This is a genomic window from Methanobrevibacter sp., from assembly GCF_017409525.1.
Classification (GTDB): domain Archaea; phylum Methanobacteriota; class Methanobacteria; order Methanobacteriales; family Methanobacteriaceae; genus Methanocatella.
On sequence record NZ_JAFQSO010000008.1, the window covers coordinates 100,984 to 124,897 of the forward strand.

General features: G+C 35.2%; 18 protein-coding genes. 13 read left to right on the forward strand and 5 right to left on the reverse strand.

Annotated features, from left to right (window positions below):
- The first annotated feature begins 93 nt into the window (after nt 1–93).
- The 3 genes from IJE64_RS04120 to IJE64_RS04130 are packed head-to-tail and all read left to right on the forward strand — an operon-like array spanning nt 94 to nt 3,560.
- Nucleotides 94–2,691, forward strand: a complete 2,598-nt coding sequence (locus IJE64_RS04120) for an ATP-dependent helicase (protein WP_292782424.1) — start codon at nt 94–96, stop codon at nt 2,689–2,691.
- A 55-nt stretch (nt 2,692–2,746) separates the two neighbouring features.
- A complete protein-coding gene (locus IJE64_RS04125) occupies nt 2,747–3,115 on the forward strand; it encodes a DUF5518 domain-containing protein (RefSeq protein WP_292782427.1) in 369 nt (122 codons plus the stop codon).
- Between the two features lie 16 nt (nt 3,116–3,131).
- Nucleotides 3,132–3,560, forward strand: coding sequence for a hypothetical protein (locus IJE64_RS04130; protein WP_292782430.1), 429 nt, complete (start codon nt 3,132–3,134; stop codon nt 3,558–3,560).
- Nucleotides 3,561–3,600: 40 nt separating this feature from the next.
- Here IJE64_RS04130 and IJE64_RS04135 read toward each other — a convergent pair whose 3' ends face one another.
- Nucleotides 3,601–4,692 carry a formate--phosphoribosylaminoimidazolecarboxamide ligase gene (locus tag IJE64_RS04135; protein WP_292782433.1) on the reverse strand — a complete coding sequence of 364 codons (1,092 nt, stop codon included), beginning with the start codon at nt 4,690–4,692 and terminating at the stop codon, nt 3,601–3,603.
- Between the two features lie 139 nt (nt 4,693–4,831).
- Here IJE64_RS04135 and IJE64_RS04140 point away from each other — a divergent pair, with 139 nt between their 5' ends.
- On the forward strand, nt 4,832–5,362 hold the full coding sequence (locus tag IJE64_RS04140; protein ID WP_292782436.1) for a metallophosphoesterase: 531 nt from the start codon (nt 4,832–4,834) through the stop codon (nt 5,360–5,362).
- A 1-nt stretch (nt 5,363) separates the two neighbouring features.
- Complete coding sequence (locus IJE64_RS04145) at nt 5,364–5,999, forward strand: RlmE family RNA methyltransferase (protein WP_292782438.1); 636 nt, start codon at nt 5,364–5,366, stop codon at nt 5,997–5,999.
- Here IJE64_RS04145 and IJE64_RS04150 read toward each other — a convergent pair.
- Nucleotides 5,996–6,415, reverse strand: coding sequence for a hypothetical protein (locus IJE64_RS04150; RefSeq protein WP_292782439.1), 420 nt, complete (start codon nt 6,413–6,415; stop codon nt 5,996–5,998). The genes IJE64_RS04145 and IJE64_RS04150 overlap by 4 nt on opposite strands.
- Before the next feature lie 128 nt (nt 6,416–6,543).
- Here IJE64_RS04150 and mcm point away from each other — a divergent pair, with 128 nt between their 5' ends.
- The 5 genes from mcm (at nt 6,544) to IJE64_RS04175 (ending at nt 11,342) form a co-directional block, all read left to right on the forward strand.
- Entirely contained in the window at nt 6,544–8,544 is a 2,001-nt protein-coding gene (gene mcm / locus IJE64_RS04155; protein ID WP_292782441.1) for a minichromosome maintenance protein MCM, read from the forward strand.
- A gap of 136 nt (nt 8,545–8,680) precedes the next feature.
- Entirely contained in the window at nt 8,681–9,088 is a 408-nt protein-coding gene (locus IJE64_RS04160; RefSeq protein WP_067040760.1) for a translation initiation factor IF-2 subunit beta, read from the forward strand.
- A gap of 32 nt (nt 9,089–9,120) precedes the next feature.
- The gene (locus IJE64_RS04165) at nt 9,121–10,164 is read left to right on the forward strand and encodes a 60S ribosomal export protein NMD3 (RefSeq protein WP_292782444.1); all 1,044 of its coding nucleotides are present in this window, start codon (nt 9,121–9,123) and stop codon (nt 10,162–10,164) included.
- A gap of 8 nt (nt 10,165–10,172) precedes the next feature.
- Nucleotides 10,173–11,135 (forward strand): tyrosine--tRNA ligase, encoded by a 963-nt coding sequence (locus IJE64_RS04170; protein WP_292782446.1) that lies wholly within the window; start codon nt 10,173–10,175, stop codon nt 11,133–11,135.
- Entirely contained in the window at nt 11,136–11,342 is a 207-nt protein-coding gene (locus IJE64_RS04175) for a hypothetical protein (protein ID WP_292782448.1), read from the forward strand.
- Between the two features lie 17 nt (nt 11,343–11,359).
- Here IJE64_RS04175 and IJE64_RS04180 read toward each other — a convergent pair whose 3' ends face one another.
- Entirely contained in the window at nt 11,360–12,139 is a 780-nt protein-coding gene (locus IJE64_RS04180; RefSeq protein WP_292782450.1) for a potassium channel family protein, read from the reverse strand.
- Between the two features lie 12 nt (nt 12,140–12,151).
- Entirely contained in the window at nt 12,152–12,730 is a 579-nt protein-coding gene (tmk, locus tag IJE64_RS04185; RefSeq protein WP_292782453.1) for a dTMP kinase, read from the reverse strand.
- An 80-nt stretch (nt 12,731–12,810) separates the two neighbouring features.
- On the opposite strand from tmk, the gene IJE64_RS04190 reads away from it, so the two are divergent.
- The 3 genes from IJE64_RS04190 to IJE64_RS04200 all read left to right on the forward strand — a co-directional run bounded on the left by IJE64_RS04190 (nt 12,811) and on the right by IJE64_RS04200 (nt 19,738).
- Nucleotides 12,811–15,315, forward strand: a complete 2,505-nt coding sequence (locus IJE64_RS04190; RefSeq protein ID WP_292782459.1) for a U32 family peptidase — start codon at nt 12,811–12,813, stop codon at nt 15,313–15,315.
- Nucleotides 15,312–17,732: a U32 family peptidase gene (locus tag IJE64_RS04195; RefSeq protein ID WP_292782464.1), complete on the forward strand. Its 2,421-nt coding sequence runs from the start codon at nt 15,312–15,314 to the stop codon at nt 17,730–17,732. The genes IJE64_RS04190 and IJE64_RS04195 overlap by 4 nt, the downstream gene beginning before the upstream one ends.
- 80 nt (nt 17,733–17,812) lie before the next feature.
- Entirely contained in the window at nt 17,813–19,738 is a 1,926-nt protein-coding gene (locus tag IJE64_RS04200) for an endonuclease MutS2 (RefSeq protein ID WP_394355588.1), read from the forward strand.
- 157 nt (nt 19,739–19,895) lie between these two features.
- On the opposite strand, the gene IJE64_RS04205 is transcribed toward IJE64_RS04200, so the two are convergent.
- On the reverse strand, nt 19,896–23,914 hold a 4,019-nt coding region (locus IJE64_RS04205), incomplete at its 5' end, for an Ig-like domain-containing protein (RefSeq protein ID WP_292782471.1).

A 23,914-nucleotide genomic window follows, 5' to 3' on the forward strand; every position in this document is an offset into this window, starting at 1 on the left:
TATAATGCAAAATTTATACTTAAAAAATAAAAGACATGAGAATAAATAAAATAATAAAATAACTTAACAATCTTATAAAAATGTGTGATGAAAATGATTGAAGAACAAACCAAAAGCTATTCTAAAAAACAAATTTTCAAAACCCTGCACCCTTGGGTAAGACAATGGTTTGATTCGCAATTCAATGAATTCACACCTGCACAGAAAAAATCTCTCATTGACATCCACAAGAAAAATAATATCCTCATCTCTTCACCTACAGGTTCCGGTAAAACGTTGACTGCTTTTTTATCAATTATCAGTGAGCTTACAACTCTTGCAGAAAAAAATAAACTAGAAGACAAGGTTTACTGCATTTACATTTCGCCACTGAAAGCGTTGGATAACGATATTGAAAAGAATCTGGAAGAGCCCTTAAAAGGAATAGAAGAAATTGCAGGACGTGATTTGGGAATTAGAAAGGCCGTGAGAACAGGTGACACATCCCAATATCAAAGACAGAAAATGCTTAAAAAACCACCGCACATCCTGATTACAACACCCGAAACGTTATCAATATTGCTTGTAGCGCCGAAATTCAGAGAAAAATTGAGCGGCGTCAAATATGTCATTATAGATGAAATACACTCCTTGGCAGAAAATAAGAGGGGAGTTCATTTAAGCCTATCACTTGAAAGATTGCAACACCTAATCGGACATTATACAAGAATTGGGCTTTCAGCAACTGTCAGCCCCATTGAAGAGATTGCCAAATTTCTGGTGGGATACGAATATGGCGTTGGGCGAAACTGTAAAATAGTTAACATAAATTACCTAAAGGAGCTGGATATGGAAGTGATGTGTCCTGTAAGCGATATTGTACTGGCCGATGAGGAAGATACAAAATTGGGGATGTATGACCTGCTGGACGATTTGATTTTTGAAAACAAGACAACACTGATATTTACCAATACGCGCAGCGGGACAGAACGCTTTGTTTATAACCTAAAGAAGATGTACCCTACGCATTACAATGATGAAAACATAATGGCGCATCATTCATCCTTATCAAAGGAAGTCAGGCTAGAAACCGAAAACAAGCTAAAAGAAGGAAAATTGAAAGCTGTCGTGTCCTCCACATCATTAGAGCTTGGAATTGATATAGGATACATTGATTTGGTTGTCCTGATAAACTCTCCAAAATCCGTTGCAAGAGCGCTTCAGAGAATTGGAAGAAGCGGACACAAGCTACATCAAAAATCAAAAGGAAGGATAATTGTAACTGACCGTGACGATTTAGTTGAATGTTCTGTTTTGCTTAAAAATGCAAAAGAAGGAAAGATAGATAAAATATCAATACCTACAAACTGTTTAGACGTTCTTGCACAACATATTTACGGAATGAGCATTGAGAACCCATGGGACATTGATTACGCTTATGACGTTATTCGAAAAAGCTATTGCTATAAAGACCTCACAAGGGACGATTATGAAGATGTCTTAAGTTATATGGCTGGAGAATATCCTGAACTTGAAGAAAGATATGTTTATGCAAAAATCTGGATTGATTATAAAGAAAACACTTTTGGAAAACGAGGAAAACTAGCCAGAATGCTTTATTCAACAAACATTGGGACAATACCTGATTCATCAGGCGTTTTAGTTAAATGCGATGGAGAAACTGTTGGAAAAATAGAAGAGACATTTATGGAAAGGTTAAAAAAAGGAGATACATTCGTTTTAGGAGGTAGAACCTACAGATTTAATTACGGGAAAGGAATGACCATCAATGTAACTCCCGCAAGCGGACCTCCAACAATACCATCTTGGTTTTCACAACAATTACCCCTTGCTTTCGACCTTGCAATGGATATTCAACGATTTAGAGCCCACATGGATGTAAAATTCAGATACAGAAGAAGCAAGGAAGAAATAATGGAATTCATTCATGAATACTTATATGTCGATGAATTCGCTGCAAATTCAATTTATGAATATTTTGTAGAGCAATTCAAATATGCCCAGATCCCAAGCACTCAGAAACTGTTAATAGAATATTATAAAGGATTTGGAGATAGGCGATTTGTAATATTCCATTCATTATTTGGAAGGAAAGTTAATGATGCCCTTTCTCGTGCTGTTGCATATATTGTTGCTCAAAGATACAACATTAACGTAACGATTTCCATATCAGATAATGGATTTTATTTAAGTTCAGATGGTAAAATTGGAGGCTTAGAATCTTTTAAAGAATTGAACCCAGAGAATTTTGAAATAATCTTAACAAAAGCATTGAACAAAACAGAAACATTGGCTTCAAGATTTAGACATTGCGCAGGGCGATCTTTAATGACCCTCCGGAAATACAAAGGAGAATCCAAATCCGTTGGTCGCCAACAAGTGCGAGGAAAAATATTGCTTAAATTCGTGCAGGACATGGATGATGACTTTTCAATACTAAAAGAAGCTAGAAGAGAAGCTCTTGAAGATTATATGGATATTAAAAATGCGTTGAAAGTGATTGAAATGGTTTCATCTGAAGAAATGGAAATAAAAACTATCAACACTGTAATACCTAGTCCATTTGCATTTAATTTAGTTTCACAGGGATATTTAGATGTGCTAAATCAAAATGATAAAGGAGAATTTACAAAAAGAATGCACCAGGCAATACTTGACCAAATCAAAGACAAACTAAAAGACATATATTAACCAAAAATAAATATATTTAATAATAATACAAACATAAGTATAAAAGGTGATTATTATGACTAAACGAAAAGCAGTTTTTATTGGTTTCATATTAGTTGTAATCATAGAATCATTTTTTGCACATTATGACTTTATAGGCCTATTAATTGCAGGATTTATTACTGGATATATTGCCCATGACGGTATATTAAATGGCTTTTGGAATGGTGCAGTTGCAGGAGCAATGGGCGCAATCGTTTGTGCAATACTATTCCTACTACTTGTAATCTTTGGAGGCAGTCTAATCGACATATTCGGAGGCCTTACCGGATTTACAGTCACAGGGATTGAAAGCATATTTGTGATAATAGGCCAGTTAATTTACTTTGCAATAGTTATGGGAATAACTGGAGCTGTTGGAGGGGCAATAGCTTCTAGAGATTAAATTTTGGAGATAGAACATGAAATTATTTGATTTTGTGAATTTTAAAGCATTAGTATTTGGAGCGGCAATAGCGGGAGCATTTGTAATATTTGGATCATTATATTGGGATTGGTTTTATCCATTTGCAGCTATCGGACTTTTATATGCTGGATATGGCCAAAAAAATATGAAAATTGCAACAGTTATGGGTACAATGGCATCGACCGTGCTTGTAATATTGGCATTAGAAGGGTATTTCGGAGAAGTTACCGGATTTATGGCAACTGAAACTGGAATACTTGTTATGTCAATAAGTATTCTCCTTGTCGGAGCGCTTGTTGGTTTTACTGGTGGATTAGTTAAAAGAAACAAAATAAAAGCAAGAGAAGAATACGAAAAACAGCAAAAAACTGGTAAAAATAAAAAAAATAAAAAAGCCAAAAGCTCAAAAAATATAAAAAAATAAAACAGTTGCAAAAAAAAATTTTAAAAAATAATAACAAGAATCATGTTATTATTTTTTCTAATTCATCTCTTTCTATACCATTTTTAATTTCAAGTGCAATTCTTCTACCCATACTCATTGGTTTGCCATAAGTTAAGTAGGAGTAAGGAGAACCATCCATGAATGTGTTTGTACCACCGTCAGTTCTTGCACTGATTTCAAAACAAATTACTTCCAGATTATCGTTTACTAAAGTTTGCATACAGAATGGTCCGTTTAATCCAGGAGCAACTAATTTTTTAGCACTTTCTGTTAATTTATCAGCAATATCGAATACCTGTGGGAGTAAAGATTCACGAATTACAGCAGGGTGATTACCAGTGACAACATAAGACGGGCTTAAATCAATGTCTAATTGATCTTTAGCAGGCATTCTTACAAATCCATCAATACTGGATTCATATCTTGTGTCCATACCCATTAATTCAACCTTATCGTCAAGTGCAGAGTAGAAATAGTGTATACAATAGTTACAACCAGAAACATATTCTTCAATGTGTGCTGCTTCCACATCACTGTCGTCTAACCATCCACGTGCTTTCATGGCTTCGATTTTCGCATCGAATTCATCAGTAGATGATGCTACAAAGTAACCTCTTCCACCTCTTGCACCAGGGAACTTGACCATTACCGGCCTGTCAATTTCTGAAGGATCATTGTATTTGAATGGTATCCTTACATCCCCTTCCACAAGAAGCGCTCTTTCTTTATCTCTTTCAGCTTCCCATCTAAGTACATCCCTGTTACCGAACATCGGAACATTGAATTTGTCTTCAACGTTATCGAGTCCAGCATATGCAACAAAAGACCCGTGAGGAACAACGATTGCATTCATGTCTCTAAGTTGTTGTTGAACATCCTCGTTAACAATGTCCTTAAATTCATCAACGATAATGTATTCATCGGCTACGCCAAAACGTTGATAAGGGACCTCACGACCTTTTTCACAAACAATAGCTGTTCTAAACCCTTCTTCTTTAGCACCTTGTAAAATATGTAAAGAAGTGTGACTTCCGAGAGTGGCTATTGTGATTTCATTTTTATCATATTTAGCCAAAATATCCAAAATGTCTTCCTTTTTAACTTCTCCCATTATATCTTCTCCTAAAAGAATGATAATATTATATATATTTTTTGAATTTATAATAGTTTTTATTTGAATTTCAATTAAAAGTTAAAATTAAAAATGATAATGACAAATATTAAAATGAATCACAAAGGAAAAGATGAAAATGTTAATCGGTTTAATTTCAGACACACATATTCCGGATAGAGCGAAACAATTACCTCTAAATGTACTTGATGCATTTAAGGATGTTGATTTAATATTGCATGCTGGGGATTTGACTTCAACTGATGTTATTGACCAACTAGAACAAATTGCTCCAGTAATGGCAGTTCAAGGAAATATGGATAGAGTTAATGGCATTGACTTGCCTAAAGCCAAAGTACTTGAGGCTGAAGGGTTGAAAATTGGGCTTGTCCACGGAGAAGTCTATCCAAGAGCGGATACACAACAATTAGTGTATTTAGCCAAACAGCTTGATGCAGATATTTTAGTCAGCGGCCATTCACATCAACCCAAAATAGAAAAAATAGACGGAGTGTTATTGATTAATCCGGGAAGCCCTATTGTACCAAGACTTGCGGACAGGACTGTGATGCTTCTTGAAATAGACAATATGGAAGTTGATGTGGAAATCGTTAAAATTGGCTCACCAGTATGTAGCGCACTTGATTTTGACCAATACAAGAGGGATTGAAATGGGAAGCAAATGGCAAATGGAAAAACACAAAGACCCCTATTACAAAAAAGCTAAAAAAGAGGATTATCGTTCAAGAGCATCATATAAACTCAAGCAACTTGATAAAAAATTCAAAATAATCAAACAGGGAAATACCGTTGTGGACCTTGGAGCTGCTCCCGGAGGCTGGTCACAGGTAGCTTTAGAGAAAGTAGGTGAAGAAGGAATTGTCGTTGGAGTCGATTTGAATAGATTCAAAAAATTCCATGAAGAAAATTATTATGGAATTAGAGGGGATTTCACAACACCGGAAGTGCAGGAAAAAATCATGGACATCATTGGCGGAAAAGCAAAGGTAGTAATGTCAGATGCCTCACCGTCCCTTTGCGGTATCAAAAACATTGACCAATTGAGATCCATTGATTTAATAAATGTAGTGATTGAAATAGCTGAAAACATCTTAGAAGAAAAGGGAAATTTAGTCATGAAAGTATTCCAGGGCCCCGAATACAAACCGATGCTGGACTCTCTTAAAGGAAAATTCAGACAAGTGAAAACAACAAAACCGGCATCATCACGTAAAAAAAGCTCTGAAATGTATGTTGTGGGACTCGGATACAAACCTAAAAAAAATAGAAAAGAAAAGAAGAATTAAAGAGTATCATATGCGTCTTGAGCAGCTTTAAGTTGCTCCCTAGCATGGTCGATTCTACTGTCAACTTCATTAGATGGTTTATTTGCATCCAAAGCACTTTGTACATTTTGAATAGCCGTATCTGCCCGTGTCAACTCCAGCTTAGCATCATTATATTTTTGAATATCATCAGCGCCACCCGCATAATATGTAGCTTTAATAGAATCAAATTTAACTGACAGGTTAGAATATGTTGCTTTTAAATCAGCAAGCTCATCATATTGAGTACCAGAGGAGATTTCATTTGTAATGCCTGCTGAAATCATACTGTATCCCACATAAGCAACAACAATGATTGTTGACACTATCATGATAATTCCAACAACAGAAATTAACATAGAAGTGGATTTGAATAAACTTAATTTAGATTTCCTCATAATAACCCCAATTTTAACAAATAATTTTTTTATGTAACTTTAATTTTATTAATTTTAATATATATTTTTTCCCATTGAAAACATTAATGCAAGAATTTTTTAACTATGAAATAATAAAATTATAGATAATGAATTCTACTGCTAAATCTCAAACATCAATTATAAAATTCGAAGAATTTTTTGCAACATCATATAAAGATGATGTATTCGAAATACTAGAAACATATCCCGATGAACGCTCACTCACTGTAGATTATAGTGCTTTAGAAATGTTTGATCCTGACCTGGCGGATTTGTTAATAGAAAAGCCAGAAGAAGTTATTGAAGCTGCACAAATAGCCATAAAAAATATCGACCCCCTTGTAAAAGATGCCGACATCAACATCCGTTTTGAAAACTTAACAAATGTGATTCCATTAAAAACATTGTTAAGCAAATATATCGGAACATTTGTTGCTGCTGACGGTATTGTAAGGAAAACTGATGAAATAAGGCCACGTATTGAAACCGGTGTGTTTGAATGTAGAGGATGTATGAGATTGCATGAGGTCGAACAAAGTTCAGGCAATAGAATTATTGAACCTTCCTTATGTGGCGAATGTGGTGGAAGATCATTCAGATTACTTCAAGAGGAATCAAAATACATTGATACCCAAACAGCAAGAATGCAAGAACCTTTAGAAAATTTATCTGGAGGAACCGAACCAAAACAAATGTTAATGGTTTTAGAAGATGATTTAGTAGATAGATTAAATCCTGGAGACAAAGTAAGAATAACAGGAACATTGAAAACATTTAGAGAAGAAAGAAGCGGTAAATTTAAAAATTACATTTACGTCAATCATATTGAACCATTAGAACAAGAATTTGAAGAATTGCAACTATCTGAAGAAGATGAAGAAAAGATTATTGAATTATCACAAGACCCCCACATTTATGACAAAATCATCAAATCAACTGCACCCTCAATTAGAGGATATAGGGATGTGAAAGAAGCCATTGCACTGCAACTCTTTGGAGGAGCTGCAAAACAGCTTGCTGATGAAACCAGACTCAGAGGAGACATTCACATTCTTATCGTAGGGGACCCAGGTATCGGTAAATCCCAAATGTTGAAGTATGTTTCAAAATTAGCTCCAAGAAGTATTTACACAAGTGGTAAAGGTACAACCGGAGCAGGATTAACTGCCGCTGCGGTAAGAGATGAACTGGGAGGATGGTCTCTTGAAGCAGGTGCATTAGTACTTGGAGACCAAGGTAATGTATGTGTCGACGAGCTTGACAAAATGAGAGCGGAAGACAGGTCTGCACTTCACGAAGCATTAGAACAGCAAACTGTAAGTATTGCAAAAGCCGGAATTATGGCAACTTTAAATTCTAGATGTTCTGTTCTTGCGGCTGCAAACCCAAAATTCGGAAGATTTGATAGGTTTAAAGTACTTGCAGAACAAATTGATTTGCCTTCACCAATTCTTTCTCGTTTTGATTTAATATTCGTTGTAGAAGATAAACCTAGTGTTGAAGGAGATTCAAAATTAGCAGAACATATCCTAAAAATACACCAGTCAAACACTGTTGATTATGAAATTGAACCAGAATTGCTTAGAAAATATATTGCATATGCCCGTAAAAATGTAAATCCTGTTTTAACGGATGAAGCTAATGAAGTCTTAAGAGAGTTTTATGTAAGCACAAGAAACAGCAACAGAGAAGAACAGGCTCCCGTTCCGATTACAGCAAGACAACTCGAAGCTATTATTCGTTTAGCAGAAGCGAGCGCTAAAATTAAACTCAAAGAAACTGTCGATAAAGAAGACGCTGAAAAAGCTGTAAGGTTACAATTAGCATGTTTAAAAGAAGTGGGAGTGGATCCTGAAACTGGAGAAATGGACATAGAAGTCATGGAAGGAAGAACCTCCACATCCAAAAGAGAAAAAATGCAAAGGGTCATGGAAGAAATTGCCCTTCTTGAAGAGGAATACGGTAATCAAGCCCCACTCAATGTTTTAATCTCAAACATGGCAGACAAATATGATATGAGTGAAGAAAGAGTTCAGGAGTTTGTCAGAAACTTAAACCAAAAAGGATTAATTTACATTCCTGCTAACGGATATCTTAAACGCGCTTAAGATTTCCAAACATTACTTTTTTTAAGAATGCAATGAAGATTTAATCACCACTATTGAAAATTAGCAATACATTAATAAATGATTAAAATCAAATTTAATATATTATACTTATACTAATTTTTATAGGAGAGATAAAATGGATAAATATGAAGATTTATTAGAAAGAGCGATAGACCAATTACCTCCTGAAGTATTTGAACACAAAAGATTCAAAATTCCTAAAGCTTACTCAGATATCCAAGGTAATAGAACCTTTATCAAAAACTTTAAAGATGTTGCAGAAGGTTTAAACAGAGACCCACAACATTTATTAAAATTCTTAATGAGAGAATTAGGTACTGCAGGAAACATTGAAGGTCAAAGAGCAATATTGCAAGGTAAATTTACACACTACCTAATTAACGAAAGAATTGAAGACTATGTAGACAAATACGTAATTTGTCATGAATGTAACCGTCCAGATACTAGAATTATAAGAGAAGGTAGGATATTCTTACTTAAATGTGCTGCATGCGGTGCAACAGCACCTTTAAAATCATTATAATTCTACTTTTTTATTTATTTTTTACTGATATTATGTTTTGTCCAGAGTGTGGAAGTACCGATAAGGAAATGGTCGGCGACATTTGCATTGACTGCTTTTTAAAAGATTTTCAAATGATTGAACTTCCAAAACGCATTGAAATTCAAATATGTAGCCATTGCAACAGCAAACTTGAAGAGGGAAAATGGTCAGAAGAAAACATTCCTGAAGAAGAGATTATCTACAGAGCACTCGAGAGAAATATAAAAATTGCTGATGAAGTTTCAAATGAAATAATAAATTTAGAAATTGACCAAATTAAAGGAACAATAGCCAGCTGTTATGTTGAAGTTGTTGGAGAAGTTCATGGCATGCAAATTGAAGAAACCCATGAATGTGAGGTTAAACTTCAAAAAACAGTTTGTCCAACTTGCAGCAAAATGCAATCAGGTTATTATGAGACTGTAATTCAATTTAGAGCAGATAATAGAGAAATAAAGCCAGAAGAATATGCTAAAGCGGATGAAATAGTTGAAAGAACATTAATAAAACAGTCAAAATCGGACAAACTTGCATATTGTCCTCAAATAGCTAAATTAAAAGAGGGATATGACTATTATATCGGTTCTTTTAAATCAGGAAAAAAAGTAGCTGAAAATTTAAAGGAAGAATTTGGAGGAATAATAAAGGAATCCCCAAGATTAATTAGTGAAGACAAATCTACCGGAAAAGGACTTTACAGAATTTGGATTTCAGTTAGAATTCCCGAATTTGAACTCAATGACTTCATCAAATACGAAAATAAAATAATTCAAATACATAGCATTAGTAAAAATAGCTTCGTTGGGATTGACATTTCTACAAATAAAAAACATAACATCCCTATGAAGAACCTAGAAGACATTAAACTTGTTAAAAAATCAGACGAGATAGAGACAACAACAATCATCTCAAAATCTCCAAACATGATGCAAATCTTAGACCCTGTCGATTACTCTGCAGTCGATTTGGAAATGAAAGAAGAATTTGCAGATTACAATATTGGAGACGAAATCAATCTTATCAGAATTGATAATTACATTTATTTATTGAATTAAGTGATAAAATGAGTATTGAAGAAAAGATTCAATTAATCAAAGAAGGAACCTTAGAAATTATAGATGAAGAAGGATTAAAAGACGTTTTGGCTAAAGAACAACCTGTAGCTTATACTGGTTATGAACCTTCTGGAAAAATCCATTTAGGGCATGCAGTAACCGTGCAAAAATTAAAACAGCTCCAAAAATTAGGCTTTAAAATTAAAATCCTTCTTGCAGATTATCACGCATTTTTAAATGGAAAAGGAACTGTTGAAGAAATAGCGGAAACCGCAGAATACAATAAAAAATGTTTCCAAGCATTAGGTCTTGATGAAACAACAGAATATGTTTTAGGTTCATCTTTTCAATTAGAAGGAGATTACACTGATAAGGTTTATCAATTAGCTACCTTAACTACTTTAAAAAGAGCAAGAAGAAGTATGGATCAGGTAAGTCGTGCAGACGACAATCCGAAAGTGGCTAGCGTAATTTATCCAATTATGCAGACCGTTGATATGGCTGCATTGGATGTGGACATTGCCCTTGGAGGAATGGAACAGAGAAAAATCCAAATGTTGGCAAGAGAAAACTTGGAGAGAATTGGAGAAAACGTGCCTGTGTGTATCCACACCCCATTGTTGCATGGTCTTGACGGCGATGCCAAAATGTCCTCAAGTAAAGGAAACTATATTGCAGTGGATGATTCTGTTAAGGTAATCACCAAAAAAATCAACAAAAGTTTCTGTCCGCAGGGAGAAATTGAAGGAAACCCGATGATCGAAATTGCAGAAACATTCGTTTTCCCAAATCAAGATACTTTACTTATCAAAAGACCTGAAAAATTCGGTGGTGACATCGAATTGACACATGATGAATTAATTAAAGACTTTAGTGAAGGAAATTTACACCCAATGGATTTGAAAAATGGAATAAAAGACTTCTTAATTGAATTCTTTGCTCCTGTAAGAGAATACATGGAGGGAAATTAAATGGATGAAGAAAAACAAGAATTTCAAATGGGCATACCAAATGGTGTTGGTGAAGCAATGCTTGCCCATGCATTTGAAAAATTTGACTTTAAATTAGAACAGACCGAATTCGGCCCTGTATTGATTGGAGAATATGACGAACTTGTGAAAGTAAAAGAATTCCTGGCAAATGCTATCGAAGAAAGATTAAAAGAACTTGAAGAGTGAATAGTTAATTATCTTAATTAATTATTCTTTTCAATAATTTCTTTTAATTCAATTATTTCTTCTTTTAACTCCTCGATTTTTTTCTCATTTTCATTTAGCTGCTCATTGACTTTTTTTAACTCCTCTTCGGAATTTGCAACATTTTCCTTTAACTCATGTATATGATAGCTTCCTTCCTGCAGCACATTATCCATGAAATAGGAAGAGATCGCCCCCGTGATTGCACTGAAAATGAACACTCCTATTATTAACAATACTAGGCTGAATACCTTACCGAAGACCGTAGAGGGAGTAATGTCACCATAACCGACTGTTGTTAAACTAACAATCACAAACCATAAATCATCAAACAGATTGTTCATACTAGGGTCAATTAGATATAAGCCCAATGTTGAGCCTATTACAACCAAAACAAAAACTCCTAAAATCTCATCCAGATGAGTGCTTTTTAAAAAGACCCCAACAATTCTGAAAAAGAGTGCAATTAGCAGTAACACTCGTATGAATTTAATAAACATTATATAATCAGAGACTAAAAACGGAGATAACATTAAATCAAAAGGTATTGCTGCAATCAATCCTATGAAATTTTCCTTAAAATAACCAAGTTTATCTGAAGATTTATTAAATCCTTTAAAAAAGTCAAACAAAAGAACAAGACATACAAATATGTCAAAAAAGAAAATGGCATTGAATTCAGCCAAATTAAGAACTATTGAAGTGGAAATCAAGATTATATTGATAAAAACTATAATGCTCAACACTATTTTAGAGACATTGCGAATCTTCGTTTTCATTCCACACATCACCTATCTTATGCAATCCGGACAAATCCCTAAATAAGGCGCAACGGCTTTTTTGATATCTGAAGAAACCTTATTAACCCCATTGTTTGCATCAATCACCTGATGTTCATAATTCTCAACCAACTTCAGATAATTTTCTTTGACGCCAGTCAAGAATTCCTCATTTTCAAAAGTATCTTCACCAGATGTCCTTGCAACAGATTTAGAAACATCCAAATCAAGCAATATCAACAAATCCGGTTTTTTAGCGTATTTATTTAAGACCTCAATCCAATCTGCAGGTTCCTGATAAGCAAGAGATGAAATAAATGACCGGTCAGAAATTATGATTTTAGATTCATCTTCCAATCTATCCATTATTAGCATCCTATCAGCTGCAAAAAGCAAGCCTAAAGTCTTTTGAACATTATCGGATGTGGCATCAGGCCTTTGCAGGATTTTACGAATCAATTTTCCAACTTCGGAATCTGTCGGTTCAACCAATGTTTCGACCCTGAATCCATTATCCTCAAGCCATTCCTTTAACATTCCAATTTGGGTTGATTTTCCGGCACCGTCTATTCCTTCAAATACTATGTACATAAAATAGATTATGTTTTAATTTAATATATAATTAATTACAAAAAGATTAATGAATAAATCAATCAAGGTGTATTAATAAAATGGTTTTAGAAGAATTGTTAGCTCCTGCAGGTTCTCCAGAAGTTTTGACCATTGCGGTTAATGCCGGTGCCGATGCCGTTTATCTAGCCGGTCAGCAATATGGAGCTAGAGCTTATGCTAAAAACTTTACAATTGAAGAAATTGAAAATGCTGTTAATTACGCTCATTTGAATGGTGCTAAAATCCATGTAACAGTCAACACACTAATAAACAACTTTGAAATTGTTGATGTACTAAAATACTTATTTAAATTATATCAGATTGGAGTGGATGCAGTTATTGTACAGGATCTTGGATTAATCTGGCTTTTAAAGACATTCATTCCAGAATTGGAGGTTCATGCCTCAACACAAATGGGTTTGAACAATTACTCCTCATTCAAATGGGCCAGCAAAAATAATATAAAACGGGTTGTGCTTCCAAGGGAAGTCAGTATTGAACAAATCAAAGATACTCATGACCAACTTGAAAAAGACAACATTGACATGGACATTGAAGTATTTGGACATGGGGCACTATGCTATTGCGTAAGTGGAAAATGTTACATGTCATCATACAATAGCGGGAGAAGCGGAAACAGGGGAGCATGTGCACAGCCTTGCAGAAGGGAATATCGTCTAAAGTACAGAGGATACAACATAGGAAATGGGTACCTGCTTTCAACACATGACCTTGCAACATATGACAACATACAGGCCATTTCAGATGCAGGAGTTAAATCGCTGAAATTGGAAGGGCGAATGAAATCAGGAGATTATATCGGAACCATCGTCAACAGTTACAGGAACATCATTGACGGAAATCCTGGAGACTATAAGAAAGACTTGCACCTTGTTTTTAATCGCCAATTTACCAACGGATACATGATGGGAGACAGGCCAGGAGAAGTAATGGGAAGAGGAAGTTCAGGTCATGAAGGCCTATACATCGGAGACATTACAAACATTGAAGATACCAAAGTCACAATTGAAATTAAAAATAAGGAGATTCCAATTATTCTAGAGCCTGGCGATGGAATTGCATTTAAATACAACGGCAAAATTAAAGGAATCTATCTTGAAAACATTATCAAGCAGGATGAGAATGAGATAATAATAGACACCACACGCCTTGTCAAGGTTGGAACTGAAGTATTCATCAGCTATTCCAAATCAACACACGATTATCTAAAGCAATTTGAAAAGGAAACCATTAAAAACAATGTTGGAATTAATCTGTCCCTAACCTGGGATGAAAACCTTAACCTATTCACAAAAGTTGAATACCATATAGATGATGAGTTGATTAATTTCAGGCATAAAACCTTAGACAAGTTCCAAAAGGCTAAAAATAAACCAGTTACAGAGGAAACAATTGAAAAGCAGCTTAATAAAACTGGAGGAACTCCATTCTACATTGAAAATATTAGATTTAATAACATGCCTAAGGACATTTTCATCCCAATCCGTGAAATTAACCAGATCAGGCGTGAAATCCTAGACACCGCAACCGAACTTTTAATCAACCATTATACTCCAACTAAAAAGTCTGTCAAAGCTGTGCGTAAGAATCTGACCAAATTTTTCGAGGATTATGAAAACGCGCCGAACAAAACAAAAAGGAAAACACCGAAATTATCCGTATTTGTAGATGACATTTCCCAAATTAATGCAGTGTCCGGATTTGACTTGAAAAGAATCTATTTTGATAGAAACTGCCACTATAACAATCCGGAGGATTACTTTAATGACATAAAAGAAACTTTAAAGAAAGCCAGTTTAATGGCTTCCCCAACAGAACTCGTTTGGGTTTTATCCTCATTCATATCAGAAGAAGATGCAAACAGATGCAATGAAATTGTCAAGGAGCTTGAAAATGAAGGAATAATCGTTTCAGTGATGGGAGATTTCCCCGGAATGGCTGAACTATTCGATTGTCCGATTTATGGAAACCATAACTTAAATGTATGGAACAGCTTTGCTGTTCGTGACTTAAATGAAGCAGGATTCAAATCATTGATAGTGTCCTCTGAACTTTCAGGTGAAGAAATCAGAGAGTTAATCAATAAGAATCATGACCGAAATATTGAATTGGAAATGATTGTCAATGGAAATCTGGAGGTCATTGTAAGCAAGGACGATTTCACTAACCTAAATGACGGCAAGGACTTCATCATATCAAATGATGCTGATTATGCAACACTGGAAGATAAAAAAAGGAAAAAGTTCAAGTATAAAATATTTTTCGACTACAACAGACAAAGCCACATTATCAATAAAGACTGCTTATGCCTAATTGAAGAGATTAATGAAATCAAAGAGTTCCATCTTGATTCATTGATTCTGGATTGCAGATACTCAAATGAAAAATACACCACACAAATCCTATCAATATACAATGAAAGCCTCAAAAATAAAGACCCGGAAGAATTAACCAAATACAAATACCAGATTATGGATTCCTCACAATCCTACATCAACAAGGGCAACTATATTGAAGGCAGACTACATGAGGACAAAAAATGAGAATTCCTGAATTGCTTGCACCGGTCGGGTCAATGGATTATCTGAAAGTGGCTATAAATGCTGGAGCAAGTTCTGTCTATTTATCTGGAAAAAACTATGGCGCCCGCAAGTTTGCTGAAAACTTCACATTAGATGAAATTGCCGAAGCAGTAAACATTGCCCATATGCACAACGTTAAAGTTTACGTCACTGTAAACACATTAATCAGACAATCCGAACTTGAAAATGTAATTAATTATTTATCCAAGCTATATGCAATAGGAGTTGATGCTGTCCTTATCCAGGATTTGGGTTTGGTTGAACTGATAAACAAGCATTTGCCTAACCTAACGATTCATGCATCAACGCAAATGACCGCAGAAAATCAACTCAAACTAGATTATATTGAAAGCAAAGGCATAAAAAGGGTTGTTCTTCCACGTGAAATGAGAAAAGACGAAATCAAAAATTTGAAAACAGATATGGAACTTGAAATATTCGCTCATGGAGCGTTATGCTATTCATATTCCGGACAATGCCTAATGAGCAGTTTTAAAGGTGGGCGGAGTGGAAACAGAGGAACCTGTGCTCAACCATGCCGTCAAAAATACAAACTGGAAGGAATCAACAAGAAAGATTACTACCTATCCCCATGCGATTTGAGTCTTTTTGACAATCTAAAGGAGATTTGCGAGCTGAATATCAGTTGCATAAAAATTGAAGGCAGAATGCGATCCAAGGAATATCTGGCCATTGTAATAAGCAACTATAGAAAAGCCTTGAATAAGCTGAAAAGCGGGAAAGAAAGTGAAAGCGAAGAGATAAATCTTGTTTTCAACAGAGGATTTAGCCATGGCCAATTTAGCCAAACATCAAAAAGAAGCTTAAGGGCAGGCCATATCGGCTTGAAAATAGGAAAAGTTATTGAAAGCAAAAAAAATCAAATTGCAATAAGGTTAAATGATTCTCTAAAAAACATTCCCGAAAGGGGGGACGGATTGCTAATCGTTAAAAACAAAAACGATTATGGATTTGAAATATCGCAAGACCCGACAATAACAACATTAAATCACTTTAAGAAAGGCAAAAACAAACAGATAAAAGACCTAACCCGTAAAAATAGAGTGCTGACTGTTAAAAAAGTATGGCAAAACAAAAAAAGCGATTTTGATTTAAATGATTCGGACGTTTATCTCACAAAAAGAAACCGGCTAACCAAAAAAGTCAAGGAAATTGAAAACAAAGGGGAAAGCTATGTCAAATCCAAATTAATACTTACATTTTCCATAAAAAACAAGTTTCCAGTCTTAAAAGGAAAATTGACTCTTGCAAATAAGAAAGAAGTGGAAGCCGAAATAATGGGAAATGCACCTTTTGAAAAACCTCTCAAAAAAAGCGTCAGCCAGGATACTGTTAGAAATCAGCTTTCAAAAGTGGGCAAGTATCCCTTTGAAATAGTTCAGATCAATATTAACTACGACGGAACATTGTTTATTCCAATTAGAAAAATCAACGAGCTTAGAAGAAACATATTTGAAAGTTTAGAAAATGAAGTGATTAACCTCTATTCACACGAATCTGAAAAAATAAAATTAGACATCGAAGAAAACAAAACAACCCCCCAAACCCAGAACATCTCGTTTTATACCAATAATCTAAATCATCTAAGAGAAATCGACAATGTAACTAGAGTCTATCTAGAAATCCCTAATGAAAATGACTCTCTAGACATAACCCCCGAACCCAACCATAACATCAATTACATGGTTACTTTTATTAAAAAGGCTTATGAGATTTCATATGGCAAAAACTATGAACTGATATGGAAATGGCCCGACATCTGCCATGACAAGTTAATCAAAGCGCTGAATAAAGTGCGGGGAATACTGAATAAGATGCACATCAACATTCCAATCATGAGCAGCAACTTTAATGGAGAATACGGACCGTATTCCATGAACGTCACCAATACAGAAACAATAGATGGCCTTAAAGATTATAGAATATTAACAATATCCCCTGAGCTTAGAAAAAACGACTATGAAGACATAATAAATCATTGCAAAACACCACAAAAATTAGAAATTCTAGTTCAAGGGCCTGTTGAGCTGATGAAAACCAGATACCCCCTATTATACAATAAAGAACTGAAAGCCAACTACAAAAATTGTTTGATTGATTTGCACAACAACAAACATGCAATCCACAAAAGCATTTCTGATGAAGAACTGATCATCTTTAGCGACAGTGAACTTTCACTATTGAAAGAAATCAACCACCTAAAAGAAGTCGGATACTCAAATTTCTCGATAGATGGGCGCTATAAAGATGATGATTACTATAAAATAGTCGACGTTTATCAATCAGCACTGAACGGCAATATTAATGAAAACGAACTGTTGAAGTATAGTTTCAAGAATGCCCCTTTCAACTATTGAATATTACTTTTCAAATGCTCTCGGCAAACAAGCAATATATATTAAAATATATGTATACTTACAAAAAGGGTTTGGTAAAAATGCAAGGGGAAAAAATAACATTGCAAAATATAAAAGGGATAGGAGATAAGATCTCTGAAAAAATATTGAACAGTGTTGGGGGCGAAGAAGAACTCCAAAAAATAGTTGATAATGTCGATGTTGAAAAGATAGCAAACATTGAAGGAATAAGTCAACGCAAAGCAATTGAAATAATGAAACAATTGTTGAACATGCCCACTTATGAATTCATAAAAAGCGATAGGGCAATGGAGCTTTATGAAGACATCATAAACAAGATACTATCCTATTCAAACACAACATATTCAAAAAACAGAATACTATTGCTTTCTCCTTCCAAAGACATTGAAAAGATAAACTCACAACTTGATTTTGTAATGAATGCTAAAGAACATGTCTCACAACTTCCAATCATCAAGTTAAGAGGATTGATGAAAAACTTAAAAGAGGTTGAAGAAGCCAAACCAGAATACGATCCAAGCAAGGCCATTTTAGTTGAACGTGAAGAGGACAATGCATACCTTACAGATTTGGGTTTGAATCAGTATTATCCAATCATCACTGCAAGCGATTCACCATTGCTTCAAGAAGAGATGATGAACTATGACCTGGTATTCTATGTTTATTCACAGGGAATTCTTGATTTTGATGGAATGCCAAACCTTGTAATGATCAACATTGAAGAGAGCGATTATGAAATCGTTCCCGAAAAAATAATTAATTTCTTTATCCAAAACAAGGACCTGTTCAATAGAGTTCATGAGATTCAAAAAATCAGAAATAAGGAAAGCGTTCTAGGAGACATCATCCCCATCATTGATGAATTGAATATCATTGACAAAAGGGAAGTGGATATTGAAGAACTTGTTATTTCTCTAAAAGATGAGATGGATGAAGAGTTGGAAAAATCTATAAAAACTATTGACCTTGAAGGAGATGAAATTCTCAACTTATTAAACAACAACTTCCCTCCAAAGATAAGTAAAATATTTGATGAAATTATAAGTAAACGCAAAGACATCATCCGTGAAAAAACCGGCATAAATTTTGACCCATACCTCAGGACATATCCGATCCAAATCGATGAGAATGAAATCCAGAGGGTGACCCTGGAACAGTCATCAAAAAAGGAAAACGATATTTTTGACATTAAAAAAAGTGCTGCAATACAACTGAATTCCATTAAAGAAAGAGCCATCGAAGAAGTTGAAGATGCAATAAGATTTGACTATGAATTCTCTTTAGGAAGCTTTGCATACGAATACGGCTTATGCAGACCCGAATTCAGCGATGAAATCAAATTAACTGGAGCGCTGCATCTGGAATTGGCGCTTAAAAAAGATGAGGATTATGTTCAAACCGTTGATTACCAATTAACAAAAGATGAAAACATTGCACTTCTGACCGGAGCAAACAGCGGAGGAAAAACCACACTTCTCGAAACATTAACACAAATATCTATAATGGCGCAAATGGGACTTCCAGTAAGTGCAGACGGCGCCGAGATAAAACTATTTGATGAAATCTATCACTTCTCCAAAAAACGATCTTTAGATGCTGGAGCATTTGAATCATTCTTAAACGTGTTCATACCAATCGTCACCACCAATAGTGAAAAGTTAGTATTACTAGATGAACTTGAAGGAATAACAGAACTTGATGCAGCAGTTAAAATCATATCCACATTCATTGATATGATAAAAGAATCTAATTCCTATGGAGTAATCGTGACCCATATGGCACGGGAGCTAATGAATTACACAGATATCAGAGTGGACGGCATTGAAGCTAAAGGATTAGATGAAGACTACAATTTAATTGTTGACAGAACACCAAAAATGAATTTCCTTGCAAAAAGTACACCTGAATTGATTCTAAAAAGAATTTATGAAAAATCAGATGATGAACTGAAAGCCGTATATGCAAGAATTTTAGAGAAATTCTAAAACACATATACTACTTTTTACTATTTTTAGAATATGCTTAAAAATAAGATTTAGTTTACCAGTACATTATACAGAATATTTGTTACGTATAGCACCAATAGGACTATTAGATCAAATGTAACTAAAAAAAGAAAAAGTTAGTGAGAATTTAATCTCACTATTTAACTGTTATTTTTACGGATTTGCTTGCAGAGCAGTATGTCTGGTCTCCAGCATAACTAATTTTAGCATTGTATATGCCTTTTTTAGTCAATTGGAGATAGAATGACACTTGTCCTTTAGAGTTGGTTAATCTGTTGTATGTTTTTCCATTTATTTGCATGGTAACTGTTAAACCCGCCCTAAGGTGTGCTTTACCGTCAGCAGATGAACCTGGAATTGTGCTTAGTGTTACTGTGTATTTTCTGGTTTTTGCAGAAGCCTTGTATGTTTTTGCAGAAGCCTTGATTGTGATTGGTTTTTTATCCAAATCAATACATACTACAGCAAATGTGCTGTTGTATTGGTCATTTCCTCCGAAGGAGAATGCCAATGTGTATCTTCCAGCTCTAAGCATGTTCAATTCATACGGTAAGAAGCTACCGTTTTCATAGGTTGTTCTGTTGTGAATCTTATCATTGATAGCAAATTCAATGTAAGCATTTGGTATTGGATTGCCGTTTATGTCAACCAATTCAGTAGCGTAAGTCATTCCTATTTCACCAGCTCTCTTATCGATAGCGTAACCTTTAAGGGTTATTGAGTTTCCAGTGATGTTGAATCTGGATTCAACTTTAGATACTGGAGGAACAACAGGAGCCACACCGCTTAATTCAACGTTCATTTCTGTAGCCAATAATGCATCGTTTCCAGCGAAGCGGATTTTCATTATGGTGCCGTTTTCACCAGCGACAATAAATGAACCGTCTGCACCAGTAACAGTGGAGCCAGCTACACTGCCAACAAGATAGTCGATTACTGCATTTGCAATTGGGTTTCCTTCCTCATCAGCCAATACTGCTGTGATGTTTTGATCACCGAATACAGTGATGTTTGTGAATTGTGTAGGCATGACTTTCAATGATAATTGAATAGCTTTGTAAGCAGCCTCATGAGTATCGTCACCTGTATAAACCACAAAAATGCTGTGTTCACCAGCAGAGATGTTATCCAAATGAACAGAAGCATTGCCATTTTCATCTAAAGGAATAACAGTTTCTACACCATCAACGAATACAGACACATTACCTGTAGCATTTGGAACAGAAATTTCAACAGTGACATTGTCACCCACTTTAATATCACTAGGAACAGTAATTGAAACATTGGTATCCTGTTTTTCAGGAACGTAGACAGTAAAGCTTTCAAAAGTAACATTCTCATTGAATCTGTCATCACCCATATAAGCAGCAACAAGAGTGTAGTTTCCAGATTCTAAAACACCTTCAAGAACCGCTTTACCACCAACAACATCCACATACAAAGCATATTCCTCAGCACCGGTAACAATAAATTTAACAATGCCAGTAGCATTCTCATTAACATTGACAGTTATTGTCACCAGGTTTCTATTAACTTTAACATCAGCACTTATAGGAGTGTCATTTTTAACATGACCCTTGACAGTAAAGCTTTCAAAAGTAACATTGGAATTGAATCTGTCATCACCCATATAAGTAGCAACAACAGTGTAATCACCAGCTTCAAGCATGTCCTTCATCACAGCAACACCATCTAAAACATCAGCATAAACAACATACTCTAAAGCACCGGAAACATCAAACCTAACAATACCAGTAGCATCAGGATTTAAATTAACCATGTAAGTAACATTATTCTCAACACTAGAAACATCAACACTGATAGGAGTGTTATCTTTAACAGCTTCGACAACAGTGAATAACACTCTAGTACTGTTTCCATTGAAGTTATCATCACCGGCATATGTCACTTTAATATTGTAGCTTCCAGCAGGTACTGTATCGGTGTAAGTTGCCACACCATTTACCAAAGCAACATAAAATGTTAAACCGGATTGAGTTAAGCCAACAAATCCAGTGGCATTCTCATTGACATTGACGGTTATTGTTACCTTGTTTCCATTGACTTTAGCATCAGCACTTACAGGAGTATCCTCTTTAACATGGCCTTTGACAGTAAAGCTTTCAGAAGTAACATTGGAATTGAATCTGTCATCACCTAGGTAAGTAGCAACAACAGTGTAATCACCAGCAACAAGCACATCACCCATCACAGCAACACCATCTAAAACATCAGCATAAACAACATACTCCAAAGTACCAGAAACATCAAACCTAACAATACCAGAAGCATTGGAATCTACATTAACAGTGTAAGTAACATTATTCTCAACACTAGAAACATCAACACTGATAGGAGTGTTTTCTTTTACAGGATCCTCAACAGTAAATGACAGTTTTGTACTGTTTTCATTGAAGTTATCATCACCTGTATATATCACTTCAACATTGTAGCTTCCAGCAAGTAATGTATCGGTGTAAGTTGCCACACCATTTACCAAAGCAACATAGAAAGTTGAACCGGATTCTTTTAATCCGATAAATCCAGTAGCATTCTCATCAACAGTAACAGTTATTGTTACCTTGTTTCCATTGACTTTAGCGTCAGCACTTATTGGAGTATCCTTCTTGATATGGCCTTTGACAGTGAATCTTTCAGAAGTGACGTTGGTATTAAATCTGTCATCACCTAGGTAAGTAGCAACAACAGTATAATCACCAGCCACAAGCACATCACCCATCACAGCAACGCCGTTTATGATATTGGCATAAACAACATACTCCGCAGCACCGGAAACCTCAAATCTAACAATACCTGAAGCATTGGAATCTACATTAACAGTGTAAGTAACATTATTCTCAACACTGGAAACATCAACATCAATTGTAGTGTTTTCCTTAGCAGCTTCAACAACAGTGAACAACACAATAGTACTGTTTCCATTGAAGTTACCATCACCAGTATATATCACTTCAACATTGTAGCTTCCAGCAGGCACAGCATCAGTGTAAGTTGCCACACCATTTACCAAAGCAACATAGAAAGTTGAACCGGATTCTGTTAACCCAATAAAACCAGTAGCATTCTCATCAACACTAACAGTAATTGTAACCTTGTTTCCATTGACCTTAGCATCAGCACTTATTGGAGTGTCCTTTTTGACATGGCCCTTGACAGTGAAGCTTTCAGAAGTGACATTGGAATTAAACCTGTTATCGCCCATGTAAGTAGCAACAACAGTGTAATCACCAACCTTAAGCACATCCTCCATTACTGCCTTGCCGTTTAAAACATCAGCATAAACAACATACTCTAAAGCACCAGAAACCTCAAACCTAACAATACCAGTGGCATCAGGATTTAAATTAACCATGTAAGTAACATTATTTTCAACACTAGAAACATCAATACTGATAGGAGTGTTATCTTTAACAGCTTCAACAACAGTGAATAAGACCCTAGTGCTGTTTCCATTGAAGTTACCATCACCAGTATATATCACTTCAACATTGTAACTTCCGGCAGGGACTGTATCAGTGTAAGTTGCCATTCCATTTTCCAGAGCAACATAGAAAGTTAAACCAGATTGCTTTAATCCAATGAAACCAGTGGCATTCTCATCAACACTAACAGTAATTGTTACCTTGTTTCCATTAACCTTAGCATCAGCAGTGATTGGAGTGTCCTTTTTAACGTGTCCCCTGACAGTGAAACTTTCAGAAGTGACATTGGAATTAAACCTGTCATCACCCATATAAGTAGCAACAACAGTATAATCACCAGCCACAAGAGCATCTCCCATCACAGCAACACCATCTAAAACATCAGCATAAACAACATACTCTAAAGCGCCAGAAACCTCAAACCTAACAATACCAGAAGCATTGGAATCTACATTAACAGTGTAAGTAACATTATTTTCAACAACATCAACATCAACATCAATTGTAGTGTTTTCCTTAGCAGCTTCAACAACAGTGAACAACACTATAGTGCTGTTTCCATTGAAGTTATCATCACCAGTGTATGTCACTTCAACATTGTAGCTTCCAGCAGGCACAGCATCAGTGTAAGTTGCCACACCATTTACCAAAGCAACATAGAAAGTTGAACCGGATTCTGTTAAGCCAATAAAACCAGTAGCATTCTCATCAA

Coding starts and splice junctions, on each gene's coding strand:
- IJE64_RS04145 (WP_292782438.1), top strand. CDS start 5,364: ATGGGAAGCAAATGGCAAATGGAAAAACACAAAGACCCCTATTACAAA.
- IJE64_RS04200 (WP_394355588.1), top strand. CDS start 17,813: ATGCAAGGGGAAAAAATAACATTGCAAAATATAAAAGGGATAGGAGAT.
- IJE64_RS04190 (WP_292782459.1), top strand. CDS start 12,811: ATGGTTTTAGAAGAATTGTTAGCTCCTGCAGGTTCTCCAGAAGTTTTG.
- IJE64_RS04180 (WP_292782450.1), bottom strand. CDS start 12,139: ATGAAAACGAAGATTCGCAATGTCTCTAAAATAGTGTTGAGCATTATA.
- IJE64_RS04135 (WP_292782433.1), bottom strand. CDS start 4,692: ATGGGAGAAGTTAAAAAGGAAGACATTTTGGATATTTTGGCTAAATAT.
- IJE64_RS04120 (WP_292782424.1), top strand. CDS start 94: ATGATTGAAGAACAAACCAAAAGCTATTCTAAAAAACAAATTTTCAAA.
- IJE64_RS04130 (WP_292782430.1), top strand. CDS start 3,132: ATGAAATTATTTGATTTTGTGAATTTTAAAGCATTAGTATTTGGAGCG.
- IJE64_RS04170 (WP_292782446.1), top strand. CDS start 10,173: ATGAGTATTGAAGAAAAGATTCAATTAATCAAAGAAGGAACCTTAGAA.
- tmk (WP_292782453.1), bottom strand. CDS start 12,730: ATGTACATAGTATTTGAAGGAATAGACGGTGCCGGAAAATCAACCCAA.
- IJE64_RS04160 (WP_067040760.1), top strand. CDS start 8,681: ATGGATAAATATGAAGATTTATTAGAAAGAGCGATAGACCAATTACCT.
- mcm (WP_292782441.1), top strand. CDS start 6,544: ATGAATTCTACTGCTAAATCTCAAACATCAATTATAAAATTCGAAGAA.
- IJE64_RS04165 (WP_292782444.1), top strand. CDS start 9,121: ATGTTTTGTCCAGAGTGTGGAAGTACCGATAAGGAAATGGTCGGCGAC.
- IJE64_RS04125 (WP_292782427.1), top strand. CDS start 2,747: ATGACTAAACGAAAAGCAGTTTTTATTGGTTTCATATTAGTTGTAATC.
- IJE64_RS04195 (WP_292782464.1), top strand. CDS start 15,312: ATGAGAATTCCTGAATTGCTTGCACCGGTCGGGTCAATGGATTATCTG.
- IJE64_RS04140 (WP_292782436.1), top strand. CDS start 4,832: ATGTTAATCGGTTTAATTTCAGACACACATATTCCGGATAGAGCGAAA.
- IJE64_RS04175 (WP_292782448.1), top strand. CDS start 11,136: ATGGATGAAGAAAAACAAGAATTTCAAATGGGCATACCAAATGGTGTT.
- IJE64_RS04150 (WP_292782439.1), bottom strand. CDS start 6,415: ATGAGGAAATCTAAATTAAGTTTATTCAAATCCACTTCTATGTTAATT.